10 protein-coding genes are annotated in these 11,952 nt (G+C 61.7%); 6 read left to right on the forward strand and 4 right to left on the reverse strand.

Translation table 11 applies throughout. The features are described from left to right. The gene (locus RE418_RS18305; RefSeq protein WP_049205680.1) at nt 1-1,338 is read left to right on the forward strand and encodes a D-serine ammonia-lyase; all 1,338 of its coding nucleotides are present in this window, start codon (nt 1-3) and stop codon (nt 1,336-1,338) included. 48 nt (nt 1,339-1,386) lie between these two features. Here RE418_RS18305 and RE418_RS18310 read toward each other — a convergent pair whose 3' ends face one another. The 4 genes from RE418_RS18310 to tet(41) all read right to left on the reverse strand — a co-directional run bounded on the left by RE418_RS18310 (nt 1,387) and on the right by tet(41) (nt 6,268). Then, nucleotides 1,387-2,823, reverse strand: a complete 1,437-nt coding sequence (locus RE418_RS18310; RefSeq protein ID WP_089180935.1) for a 6-phospho-beta-glucosidase — start codon at nt 2,821-2,823, stop codon at nt 1,387-1,389. A gap of 130 nt (nt 2,824-2,953) precedes the next feature. Continuing rightward, nucleotides 2,954-3,688 (reverse strand): MurR/RpiR family transcriptional regulator, encoded by a 735-nt coding sequence (locus tag RE418_RS18315; protein ID WP_025302900.1) that lies wholly within the window; start codon nt 3,686-3,688, stop codon nt 2,954-2,956. 258 nt (nt 3,689-3,946) lie between these two features. After that, nucleotides 3,947-4,903 carry a sulfonate ABC transporter substrate-binding protein gene (locus RE418_RS18320; RefSeq protein ID WP_089180934.1) on the reverse strand — a complete coding sequence of 319 codons (957 nt, stop codon included), beginning with the start codon at nt 4,901-4,903 and terminating at the stop codon, nt 3,947-3,949. 198 nt (nt 4,904-5,101) lie between these two features. Further along, complete coding sequence (gene tet(41) / locus RE418_RS18325) at nt 5,102-6,268, reverse strand: tetracycline efflux MFS transporter Tet(41) (protein WP_399675414.1); 1,167 nt, start codon at nt 6,266-6,268, stop codon at nt 5,102-5,104. 76 nt (nt 6,269-6,344) lie between these two features. Between tet(41) and tetR the strand changes: the two genes are divergently transcribed. The 5 genes from tetR to RE418_RS18350 all read left to right on the forward strand — a co-directional run bounded on the left by tetR (nt 6,345) and on the right by RE418_RS18350 (nt 11,904). Further along, nucleotides 6,345-6,986, forward strand: a complete 642-nt coding sequence (tetR, locus tag RE418_RS18330) for a tetracycline resistance transcriptional repressor TetR (protein WP_043143511.1) — start codon at nt 6,345-6,347, stop codon at nt 6,984-6,986. 175 nt (nt 6,987-7,161) lie between these two features. Then, the gene (locus tag RE418_RS18335; protein ID WP_025302897.1) at nt 7,162-7,635 is read left to right on the forward strand and encodes a (2Fe-2S)-binding protein; all 474 of its coding nucleotides are present in this window, start codon (nt 7,162-7,164) and stop codon (nt 7,633-7,635) included. Next, complete coding sequence (locus RE418_RS18340) at nt 7,632-9,890, forward strand: molybdopterin cofactor-binding domain-containing protein (protein ID WP_089180932.1); 2,259 nt, start codon at nt 7,632-7,634, stop codon at nt 9,888-9,890. The genes RE418_RS18335 and RE418_RS18340 overlap by 4 nt, the downstream gene beginning before the upstream one ends. A 28-nt stretch (nt 9,891-9,918) precedes the next feature. Continuing rightward, nucleotides 9,919-11,217 carry a cytochrome c gene (locus RE418_RS18345; protein ID WP_089180931.1) on the forward strand — a complete coding sequence of 433 codons (1,299 nt, stop codon included), beginning with the start codon at nt 9,919-9,921 and terminating at the stop codon, nt 11,215-11,217. Between the two features lie 69 nt (nt 11,218-11,286). Beyond that, a complete protein-coding gene (locus RE418_RS18350; RefSeq protein ID WP_089180930.1) occupies nt 11,287-11,904 on the forward strand; it encodes a nitroreductase family protein in 618 nt (205 codons plus the stop codon). The last annotated feature ends 48 nt before the right edge of the window (nt 11,905-11,952 follow it).

Here is an 11,952-nt window from a genome sequence, read left to right on the forward strand (position 1 = left end):
ATGCAGAAATCACAGATCCTATCGTGGGTCGCCCAGCATCCGCTGTTGCAACGCATGGTCGCGCTAGAGCCGATCACCTGGTTCAATCCACGCGCGACAACGCTGGCCGCAGGCTTGCCCCACGTCGGGTTGACCGCCGCCGACGTCGCCGACGCGGAGCAGCGCCTGGCGCGCTTCGCGCCTTATCTCGCCGCGGCCTTCCCGGAAACCCAACCCACAAAGGGGATCATCGAATCCGAGCTGGTGGCGATCCCTGCCATGCAGCTCGCGTTGGATCGGCGCTATGGGCAGACGTTGGGCGGACGCCTGCTGTTGAAAAAGGACAGCCATCTGCCGATTTCCGGTTCAATCAAGGCGCGCGGCGGCATCTATGAGGTGCTGACGCACGCGGAAAAGCTGGCGCTGGAGGCGGGGCTGCTGCACACCGGCGACGACTACGCCCGGCTGTTTTCCGACGAGTTCCGTCAATTCTTCAGCCAGTACCGCATCGCCGTCGGATCGACCGGCAATCTGGGATTATCCATCGGCATCATCAGCGCCCGGTTGGGGTTTGACGTCAGCGTGCACATGTCGGCGGATGCGCGAGAGTGGAAAAAACAGAAGCTGCGCGAAAATGGCGTGACGGTGGTGGAGTACGCCGACGATTACGGCGTGGCGGTCGAACAAGGGCGCAAACAGGCGGCGGACGATCCGAGTTGCTTCTTTATCGATGATGAAAACTCGCAAACCCTGTTCCTCGGCTACGCGGTGGCCGGCGGTCGCCTGAAGCGGCAATTTGCCGAACAGGGCATTGTGGTGGACGCGCAGCATCCGCTGTTCGTGTATCTGCCGTGCGGCGTTGGCGGCGGGCCGGGCGGTGTGGCCTTTGGCCTCAAGCTGGCGTTCGGCGATCACGTTCACTGCATTTTTGCCGAACCGACCCATTCGCCCTGCATGCTGCTCGGCGTCTACAGCGGGTTGCATGACGGCATTGCGGTGCAAGATCTCGGCATCGACAACCGCACGGCGGCGGACGGGCTGGCGGTGGGGCGCGCCTCCGGCTTTGTCGGCCGGGCGATGGAACGTCTGCTGAACGCGTTTTACACTCTCAGCGATGAAGAGATGTTTGCGCTGCTCGGGTTGTTGGACCGGTACGAGCATATCCAACTGGAGCCGTCCGCGTTGGCGGGCATGGCCGGACCGTGGCGCGTTGCCGCCCATGCGAAGGCGCTCAGCGAGCAAGGCATCAGCGCCGAGCACCTGGCGCAGGCGACGCATCTGGTGTGGGCGACCGGCGGCGGCATGGTGCCGTCGGCGGAAATGGCGACGTACCTCGCCGCCGGGCAGGCGGCGGAGTAAGGCACAGTAAAAAGGGGCGAAAATCGCCCCTGATTGTCTGTCGTGCGGTTACAGCTGTTCGCCGTTGCTGGCGATCACCTGGCGATACCAGTCGAAGCTTTTCTTGCGCGAACGTTCGAGCGTGCCGGTGCCGTCGTCGTGTTTGTCGACGTAGATGAACCCGTAGCGTTTGCTGTACTCACCGGTGGTGAACGACACGCAGTCGATGCAGCCCCACGGCGTGTAGCCGATCAGATCTACACCGTCTTCAATCACCGCTTTCTTCATCTCTTCGATATGGGCGCGCAGATAGTCGATGCGATAGTCATCGTTGATCTGGCCGTCCGCCTCCACCTTGTCGAAGGCGCCGAAGCCGTTTTCCACGATAAACAGCGGCTTCTGGTAACGTTCATACAGCACGTTCAGCGAATAGCGCAGCCCGACCGGATCGATCTGCCAGCCCCAGTCGGAGGCCTTGACGTGCGGGTTCGGCACGTTGCCCGGGAAGCCGAACATGCCGTCGCTGCCGTCCACCGCGTTGGCCTGCAGCGCATTGCTCATGTAGTAGCTGAAACCGATGTAGTCGGTGCAGCCCTCGCGCAGGATCTGCGCGTCCTGCGGCTGCATCTCGATCTTCAGCCCTTTGCGTTCCCAATCGCGCAGCAGGTAGCTTGGGTAGTAGCCGCGCATCTGCACGTCGGTATACAGATAGCGCTGGTGCATCGCTTCCACGGCGTACATCACGTCGTCCGGTTTACAGGAATAAGGATAGAACGGCACGCAGGCCAGCATGCAGCCGATTTTGAATTCCGGGTTGATCTGATGGCCGAGTTTGACCACCTGCGCGCTGGCGACGAACTGGTGGTGCAACACCTGGTACAGCGCCTGTTCCGGGTTGTCTTCCTGGGTGTAATCCACGCCGGAACAGCAGTAGCCGAACAGCGGGTAGCGGTAGTTGCTCTGGTTGTTGATCTCGTTGAAGGTCATCCAGTACTTCACTTTTTCGCGGTAGCGACGCATCACCACCTCGCTAAAGCGCACGAAGAACTCCACCACCCGGCGATTTTTCCAGCCGCCGTAAGCTTTCACCAAATGGTAAGGCATTTCGAAGTGGGACAGGGTGATCACCGGCTGGATGCCGTATTTCAGCAGTTCGTCGAACAGGTCGTCGTAAAACTGCAGGCCGGCCTCGTTCGGCGTCGCTTCGTCGCCGTTCGGGAAAATGCGCGTCCAGGCGATCGAGGTGCGAAAACACTTGAAGCCCATCTCGGCGAACAGTGCCACGTCCTGCTTGTAGCGGCCGTAGAAGTCCACCGCTTCGTGGTTGGGGTAACGATAGCCGTCGAGCACGCCGTCGGTCATCACGCGATCCACGCCGTGTGAGCCGCCGGACAGCACGTCGGCGATGCTTGGCCCTTTGCCGTCCCGATCCCAACCGCCTTCAACCTGGTGCGCGGCGACCGCGCCCCCCCACAGAAAATCCTTCGGCAACTGTTTCATCGTCAATGTCTCATCGGTTTATTTAATGAAGGGTAATAACGCTGCGTTGAGAACAGAGTAGCAAGACCGAAAGAAATGTCACGATATAACAAATCACCGTGAAAAGTGATTTGTCACAATAAAAAAACAGCCTGTTTTATTTTTCCGAATTAATATGCCCGAGCCGTTTGCCGATGGTTTCAATAATGTAAAGTACGGGGATCTGCGTGGTAATATTGTGATGCCCGCCGATCAAATGCTGTGGAACGTGGTAGGAGAGGTTGAAGTCCGCCAGCCGCGCCAGCGAAGAGGTTTCGTTGTTGGTGATGCTGATGATCTTGCAGTGGTGCAGGCTGAACTGGCTGGCCAAACGCAGGATCTCTTCGGTCTCGCCAGAGACCGACAGCATGATCGCCACCGCGTTTTTATACATATCGCTGTTGACGGGATAATAAGGATCGTCGATATGAGTACTGAATTTCCCGACGTTGGAAAAGAAACGCGCGCCATATTTCCCCAATGCGCCCGACGTACTGATGCCGACGAAAATAATTCGCTCGGCGGCGGCGATATGTTGCACCGCCTGATCGATCAGCTGATTAAATTCTTCGTTGCTGACGCTTTTAAAAAAGCTGAGGATTTCGCCGATGCCAGAATCGACCGGTGGCGCATCGGTTTGTTCCAGATACAGCTTGAAACGGATGCGAAATTCCGAATAGCCGTCACAGCCCATTTTCTTGCAAAACCGCAGCACGGTGGTGGTGGAGACGCCGGCGGCCTCGGCCAGCTCGCGGATGGTCATGTACATCACTTGATTCTTGTGTTTGCTGACGTAGGTATAAACCATCAGCTCCAGGGCGTTGAGCTCGGCGATTGCTTTATGGGTAAACATGAGTCGGTCCGGCGGCTGAAAACGGGAAGCTTATCTGCGGGTTAACATAGCAAAATTCACCGCCGCTGGCACTGCCGGGCAAAAAGAAAAGCCGCACCAGTCAGGCGCGGCCCAGGGTTCACGACGAACAAATTAAAGCAAAACGTTCCGGAAGACATGCCATGAAAACGCGTTTCATCACACAGGGTTAGCATAGGTCAGCTTATTCCGGTGGCAAAATGCCGGTTTCTGCTTTCTAAAGCCAAAGCGCGGCAAAGGCTATGGCGTCTCGGGTTTATCTTCGGACCAGCGGGCGGCGTTGACGTCCACCTTAACCGGCAGCAGCCCGATGGCGGTGAATTTATCCGCCAACTGCTGTTGCTGCCTGAACACCTCCGGCGACATGCGCTGGCTGCCGAACGGCATGCGGGCGATGGCTCTGGCCCAAATGGCCTGATCCAGGCCGGTGCTCTGAGCGAGGATCGCCGCCGCTTCCTGCGGATGGCCGTTGGCCCAGTCGCTCAGCACGCCGAGCTGTTGAATCACCTGCTTGGCGCTGTCCGGGTAGGTTTCGGCAAAGCGGCGGCTGGCGAGATAGAAGGTGTAGTGCGGCACGAGGCCTTCCGCGTCTTTCAGCCGACGGGCGTTGGCATGGGTTTCCACCTCGGCGTAGTAGGGATCCCAAATCACCCAGGCGTCGACGCTGCCGCGCTGGAAGGCGGCGCGGGCATCGCTCGGCGGCAGATAGACCGGCGTGATGTCCTTGTAGCTCAAGCCGGCCTGTTCCAGCGCGCTCACCAGCAGGTAATTGACGTCAGACCCTTTGTTCAACGCCACGCGTTTCCCTTTCAGATCGGCCACGGAGCGGATCGCCGAATCCTGCGGCACCACGATGGCTTCGGTTTTCGGGCTGGGCGGCGAATGCGCCAAATAAACCAGATCGGCCTTGGCGGCTTGCGCGAAGGCCGGCGGAGCGTCGCCGGTCGCCGCCAGATCGATGCTGCCGACGTTCAACCCTTCCAACATCTGTGGGCCGGCGGGGAATTCTATCCAGCGAACCTTGATACCCTGCGGCTCCAGGGTTTTTTCCAGCGTACCGCGGTATTTCAGCAGCGCAAAAATGTTGGCTTTCTGGTAACCGATGGTGATTTGTTGCGGTTTCTCCTGCGCGCCGGCCGGCAGGCCAAACAGGCCGAGCAGCAGGGCGGCGATCAGCGGCGTTGTGAGTTTTCTCATCCTGATTTTCCGATAGGCGAAGTGAACGGTAGCGATGACGCGCTGGGCGTAACGCCATGAAACGGCATTTAAATTTTCCTGCGGCGGGATAAGGGCGATGATAATGAGCGGCGCAGTGGCGTGTAAAGCGCCCGCTTATGCTGAATAATGCCTTGCTTAGCCATAAATCAACTTAAGCGGGAGAGGGAAAACTCGACGTTATGCCGCGTCACGCTCGCGCGAACGCCCCAGCAACAGCGGAACCAACAGATACAGGGCGGCGGCCAACGCCCAGACCAGGCCGGGCCAGACATCGCGCGTGGCGGCATACAGCGCCGTCGCGACCAGCGGACCCGCGACGCCGATCAGGCTGCCCATGCTGGCCAGCGTCCCTTGCAGCTCACCCTGATGGTCGTCGTCCACCTTGTGCGCCATCAACGCCTGCAGCGCCGGCAGCGCCATGCCGCCCGCGGCGAAGAACGGCAGTAGCGCAAAGGGCGCCCAGCCGCGGGTGGCGATCGATAACAGCACCAGACCCAGCGCGTCGGCCGCCAGGCCGATCAGCAGAGCCTTGCGCTCGCCGAGCCGTGCGACCAGCGGGCCGATGGCGAAGGCCTGCGACAGCGCGTGGCAGGCGCCGTAACCGGCCAGCGACAGGCCCGCCACCATCATGCTCCAGCCGAAACGATCCTGACCGTATAAAATCCACAGCGTGGCCGGCGCCTGTGAAACCAGCGCCATGATCAGGTAAATACCGGCCAGCGGCAGCAGGCCCGGTTTGCCGTGCAGCCGACGCAATGACGAAAATGGATTAAGGCGGATTTTCTCGGCGGCGCGGGCGCGGGGTTTACGCGATTCCGGCAGCAGGAAAAACGCCATGATCAGGTTGAGGGCATTCATCGCCGCCGCCGCCAGGAAGGGGGCATGCAGATGCCATTCGCCCAGCGATCCACCGAGCAGCGGACCGACGATAAAACCGACGCCGAACACCGCGCCCACCAGGCCAAAACGCCGCGCGCGCTGACCGGCGGGGGTAATATCGGTGACGTAAGCGGTGGCGACCGCCATGTTGGCGCCGGTGATGCCCGCCAGCAACCGGCCCAGATAGAGCCAGGCCAGCGTCGGCGCGAACGCCATCAGCAGATAGTCGGCCGCCGCGCCGGCGAGCGAAATCAACAGCACCGGACGCCGGCCGAAACGATCGCTCAGTGCGCCGAGGATCGGTGAAAACAGGAATTGCATCAACGCATACGCCGCCAGCAGCGCGCCGTAATGCACGCTGCCGGCGTCGAGGCCGCCCAGTGAGCGCAACAGCGCCGGCAGGATAGGCATGATCAGGCCGATGCCTACCGCATCCAGCAATACCGTCAACAAAATAACCAGCATAGGTTTTTTCAAAATTGCGACTCTAACAGTGATAGAGTATTGAGTATTCCATAGTAACCCTATCAGTGATAGAGAGATGAGCGAAAAAAATACCGCGACGCGTTTAACGCGAGAGACCGTCCTGCGCGGGGCGCTGGCGTTGTTGAATGACATCGGCATCGATGCCCTGAGCACCCGTCGCCTGGCACAACATTTGGGGGTGCAATCTCCCACGCTCTATTGGCATTTCAAGAACAAGGCCGAACTGCTGAAGGCGATGGCGGAAACCATCATGTTGGATCACCGTGAAGAGGTGCCCGCCGACATGCCCTGGCAGGATTGGGTCGTTACCAATGCGAGCCATTTCCGTCGGGCGCTGCTGGCTTACCGCGACGGCGCGCGTCTGCATGCCGGCACCCGGCCGCAGGAACCGCAATTCGCCATCATTGAGGCCAAGGTGGCGCTGTTGTGTCGGGCGGGGTTGACGCCGGAACGCGCCGTTAATCTGCTGTTCGCCGTCGGACGTTTCGTGGTGGGCTGGGTGCTGGAAGAGCAACAAATGCAGTCGGACGATGCGCTGAATGACGCCGATCGCCGGCGTTACCCTCTGCTGTGCGAAGGCTGGGAAACATTGCAGGATAAGGGCGCAGACGCGCTGTTCGAAGCCAGCGTGCGGCTGTTGGTTGACGGCGCCGAGGCCGAATTGACGATCGACAATAATCACGGCCAGCAATCATAAAACCGGGCTTATCTATAGGAAATTTATAGGAAATACCCACTTTTCGTTAAAGCCATGGCCGCTACATTCCCTTAACATTATCATGTCTTTTGATAATAATTATTAGCACGCTGCTCAATTGTTCTTCGCAGTGATGTTACGGATTAAATCCGTTTGTTTAAGGGATAGTTTCACGATGGAAATCAATGTTAATGGCCGGGTGGTTCCACTCGGCAATCTCGCGCCCGACACGCCGCTGCTGTACGTTTTACGCAACGATCTGCAATTGAATGGCCCCAAATACGGCTGCGGCTTGGGGGAATGCGGCGCCTGCACGGTGCTGATCGACGGCGTCGCCGCGCGCTCTTGTTCAATGCCGCTGTCCGCCGTAGGAAGCAAATCCGTCACTACCCTGGAAGGCTTAGGCACACCGGACGCGCTGCATCCAGTGCAGCAGGGGTTTGTCGATGAGCAGGCGGCGCAGTGCGGTTACTGCACCAACGGCATGATCATGACGCTGGTCGCGTTGTTCGAACGCGAGCCGGAGGCGGACGAGCAAACGATCAAGAAAGCGCTGGCCTACAACCTGTGCCGCTGCGGCACTCACCTTGAGATCTTGCACGCCGCCGAGCGCGCCCGCGACCTGTTGGCAGCACGGAGGCAAGCATGAGCCGCCTCGAACTGACTCGCCGCCAGTTGTTGCAGGCCGGCGGGGTGGTGATGGTCAGCAGCCTGCTGCCCGCGCCGTTTAACGCCTTCGCCGCCGAGGCGGTTGTAGCGCCTGCCGATCTGCCGCTGGATCGGGTGGACAGCTTTATCAGCCTCACCGCCGACGGCCGGGTAACGGCCTTCAATGGTCACGTCGATCTGGGTACCGGCATTCGCACCGCGCTGGCGCAGATCGTCGCCGAAGAAATTTGCGTGCCGTTCAAGCACGTCACGATGATCCTTGGCGATACGCAGCGCACGCCGGATCAGGGGCCGACCATCGCCAGCGCCACCATTCAGGTCACGTCGGTGCCGCTGCGACAGGCGGCGGCGCAGGTGCGGCACATGCTGACGGCGTTGGCGGCCAAAGCCTTCGAACTTCCGGCCGAACAGCTGACTGCGGCTGCGGGGCAGGTATTTGTGACCAAAAACCCGGGGCGCTCACTGAGCTATGCGCAGCTGGCGAGTGGGCAGAATCTGCACGTGATGCTGGATAAAAACGTTCAGTTGAACAGCGAACACCAGAATCGCTACGTCGGCCGCGCCGTTGCCCGGGTCGACATTCCGGCCAAAGTGAGCGGTGGGCTGACCTACGTGCACGACCTGCGCTTGCCCGGCATGCTGCATGGCCGGGTGGTGCGCCCGCCTTACGTAGGCGCCGACAGCAGCGCCCCGCTGGGCGGCGGCCTGCTGTCGGTGGATGAAAATTCGATCGCGCACCTGCCGGGCATCGTGAAACTGGTAGTGATCAACGATTTCATCGGCATCGTGGCCGAGCGCGAGGAGCAGGCGATCGCCGCCATGCGCCAGCTGAAAACCAAATGGAAACCCTGGGCCGGGTTGCCGGATCTGTCGCCGGAAGCGCTGCCCGCCGCGCTGGAAGCCAACCCGAAAACCGACCGCGTCCTGCGCGACGATGCGGGAACGGACGCCGCGCTGGCGGCGCTGCATACCGAAGTGCAGGCCGACTATGTCTGGCCCTACCATCAGCACGCCTCGATCGGCCCTTCCTGCGCGGTGGCGGAGGTTAAAGACGGGCGGGCGCAGGTGTGGTCCGGCACGCAAAACCCGCACGATCTGCGCAAAGACATCGCCACGCTGCTGGAATTGCCGCCTGAGCAGGTGCACATCACCCGCATGGAGGCCTCCGGCTGCTATGGCCGCAACTGCGCCGACGACGTCTCGGCGGACGCGGCGCTGTTGGCGCGGGCCACCGGCCGCCCGGTGCGGGTGCAGCTGATGCGCGAACAGGAATCTGGCTGGGAGCCGAAGGGCACCGGCCAGCTGATCCGGGTGCGCGGCGGCCTCGACGCGCAAAACCGGGTGGCGGCCTACGAATTGAAAACCAGCTATCCCTCCAACAATGCGGTGACCTTGCCGCTGGTGTTGACCGGCAAGGTGGCCAACCGGGCCGACGTGCAACAGATGGGCGATCGCACCGCCATTCCGCAATACGCGTATCCGCACATGCGGGTGATCTGTCAGGACGCCGCGCCGATCGTGCGGGCATCGTGGATGCGCGGCGTTTCGGCGCTGCCCAACGTGTTCGCCCATGAATCCTGGATCGACGAACTGGCCTGGCACGCCGGCGAGGACCCGATCGCGTTTCGCCTGCGTTACCTGAGCGATCCGCGCGCGGTGGCCTTGATTGAGGCCCTGAAGCGGCAAGCCAACTGGCAAGACGGCCCGGCGTACCGGTCGCACGCCGCCGGCGCCGAAGTGGTGAGCGGCCGCGGCTTCGCCTATGCCCGCTACTTCCACAGCAAATTCCCCGGCTTTGGCGCCGCCTGGGCGGCCTGGGTGTGCGATCTCAGCGTCAACCGCCTTTCCGGGCAGATCACGCTCGATAAAATCTTCGTGGCGCATGACTGCGGGCGCATGATCAACCCGGCCGGGGTGCGCCATCAGGTGCACGGCAACATTATCCAATCCGCCAGCCGGGTACTGAAAGAGTTTGTGACCTTTAACGAGACGGGGGTGACGTCATTGGACTGGGGCGGCTATCCGATCCTGCGCTTCGACGAATTGCCGCAGATCGATATCCAGCTGATTGACCGCCCGGACGAAGCGCCGATGGGTGCCGGCGAGTCCGCCTCGGTACCGAGTGCGGCGGCGATCGGCAACGCGCTGTTTGACGCGCTCGGCGTGCGTCTGCGCGAGGTGCCGTTTACGCCGGCGCGGGTGCTCGCCGCGCTGCGCGCCCAGGCCGGCCATTAATCCCCCGTAACGAACAAGGACAGCAAAGATGAGTAAGATGAAAAAAATCGTCGGGTGGGGCGGCGTCACGGTGATCGCCGTTGTGGTGGCCGGCGTGGTCGCCAGTTGGCAGCCGGAAATCGCGCCGCTCGCCGCCGATGCGACCCACCGTTTCAGCGAGGCGCAGATCGCGCGCGGCAAAACGCTGGCCGACCTCGGCGACTGCGCCGTGTGCCACACCCGTGCGGGTGGTGAGCGCAACACCGGCGGGCTGGCGATGGAGATCCCCTTCGGCACCATTTACACCACCAACATCACGCCGGACGTGGAAACCGGCATCGGCAGCTGGAGTTACGCGGCGTTCGAACGCGCCATGCGGCACGGCGTCGATCGCCAGGGCCGCTATCTCTATCCGGCGTTTCCCTATACCGCCTTTACTCGCACCCGCGACGAGGATCTGCAGGCGCTGTACGCCTACCTGATGTCACAGCCGGCGGTCAAATACCGGCCACCGGCCACCGATTTGCACTTTCCGTTCAATATTCGCCAGGGCATCTTTGCCTGGAACCTGCTGTTCCTGACGCCGGGCGCGATGCCGGAACAGGCGGCCCAAAGCGCCGACTGGAACCGCGGCGCGTACCTGGTCGAAGGGCTGGGGCACTGCAGCGCCTGCCATTCGCCGCGCAACGTGCTGTTCGGCGAGAAAACCGGCGGCGAGCACCTGGCCGGCGGCGTGGCGGAGGGATGGACGGCGCCGGCGTTGACCGGCCGCTCACCCGCGCCGCTCGCCTGGACGAAGCAGGATCTGGTCGATTTCATGCGCACCGGCTACTCGGCCAACCACGGCGTCGCCGCCGGCCCGATGGCGCCGGTGATCGAAGAAGGGCTGTCGCGCTTGCCGCAGGCCGATCTGCAGGCGATCGCCGTCTATCTGCGCAGCTATCATCCTGAAACGGCGGCGGGCGCTACGGCGGCAACGTTAAACGCTCAGGCGGAACGGCAGGTGGAGCCTCTGAGTTCGGAAGGGGCACGGCTGTTTTCCGGCGCCTGCATGGCATGCCATGCGCAGGAAAAAGGCGCGCAGATGGCGGGGGTGCGGCCGTCTCTGGCGCTGAACACCAACCTGTTCGCCGATGCGCCGGACAACGCCATTCGTGTGGTGCTGGACGGCATACAGCGGCCGGCGAACGCCGAGCTGGGCTATATGCCGGGTTTTCGCCATAACCTGAATGACGCGCAGATCGCCATTCTGCTCAACTACCTGCGGCAACATTACGCCGGTCAGGCGCCGTGGCCGGACTTGGCGGCGCAGGTCAGCCGTTTGCGCACCGAAACCGCGCAGAAATAGCCGCCTGGGGCTGGACAGCCGCGCCGCGGTGACGACAATAGACCTTTTCACATGGACAGAGGCAGTAAAATGAATACGTTAGACGCGATCCGCCAACGCCGCGCCACCAAGCAGTTCGATACGCAGTACGTGATGACGCTCGAAGAGAAAAAAGCGCTGTTGAACATTGCGCTGCAGGGCGCACCCAGCGCGTTTAACCTGCAGCACTGGCGCCCGCTGCTGATCGAAGATCGCGCGCAGCGCGAGAAAATTCGCGAAGCGGCGTGGGGGCAGGCGCAGGTGACCGACGCATCGATGCTGGTCGTGCTGTGCGGCGATCTGTCGAGCTGGGAGTCACAGGTTAAAAACGTCTGGGCCGAGGCGGCGGAGCCGGTACAGCAGTTCATGATCCCGGCCGTCGATCAGTATTATCGCGGTAAGCCGCAGGTGCAGCGCGACGAAGTGATGCGCAGCAGCGGCATCTTCGCCCAGACGCTGATGCTGGCGGCCAAGGCGCAGGGCTACGACTCTTGCCCGATGGACGGATTTGATTTCGACGCGGTGGGTGAGATTATCAATAAGCCGGCGCACTATCAGATCGCGCTGATGGTCGCCATCGGCAAGGCGGCGGGGCAACCTTATCCGCGCATCGGCAAACTGCCGTTCGACGACGTGGTGAAAACCGACCGTTTCTGCTCTGAGCGGTGAATGACAAAAGGGAAGGCTTGCGCCTTCCCTTATTTTTTGGTGACGCAC

Origin of the sequence: Serratia sp. szju (assembly GCF_044594185.1) — a bacterium.
Lineage (GTDB): Bacteria > Pseudomonadota > Gammaproteobacteria > Enterobacterales > Enterobacteriaceae > Serratia > Serratia bockelmannii.

Bases quoted from the DNA above. Each gene is read 5' to 3' on its own strand.
- RE418_RS18305 (WP_049205680.1), top strand. From the start codon at position 1: ATGCAGAAATCACAGATCCTATCGTGGGTCGCCCAGCATCCGCTGTTG.
- RE418_RS18315 (WP_025302900.1), bottom strand. From the start codon at position 3,688: ATGTTTACCCATAAAGCAATCGCCGAGCTCAACGCCCTGGAGCTGATG.
- RE418_RS18320 (WP_089180934.1), bottom strand. From the start codon at position 4,903: ATGAGAAAACTCACAACGCCGCTGATCGCCGCCCTGCTGCTCGGCCTG.
- tetR (WP_043143511.1), top strand. From the start codon at position 6,345: ATGAGCGAAAAAAATACCGCGACGCGTTTAACGCGAGAGACCGTCCTG.
- RE418_RS18335 (WP_025302897.1), top strand. From the start codon at position 7,162: ATGGAAATCAATGTTAATGGCCGGGTGGTTCCACTCGGCAATCTCGCG.
- RE418_RS18340 (WP_089180932.1), top strand. From the start codon at position 7,632: ATGAGCCGCCTCGAACTGACTCGCCGCCAGTTGTTGCAGGCCGGCGGG.
- RE418_RS18345 (WP_089180931.1), top strand. From the start codon at position 9,919: ATGAGTAAGATGAAAAAAATCGTCGGGTGGGGCGGCGTCACGGTGATC.
- RE418_RS18350 (WP_089180930.1), top strand. From the start codon at position 11,287: ATGAATACGTTAGACGCGATCCGCCAACGCCGCGCCACCAAGCAGTTC.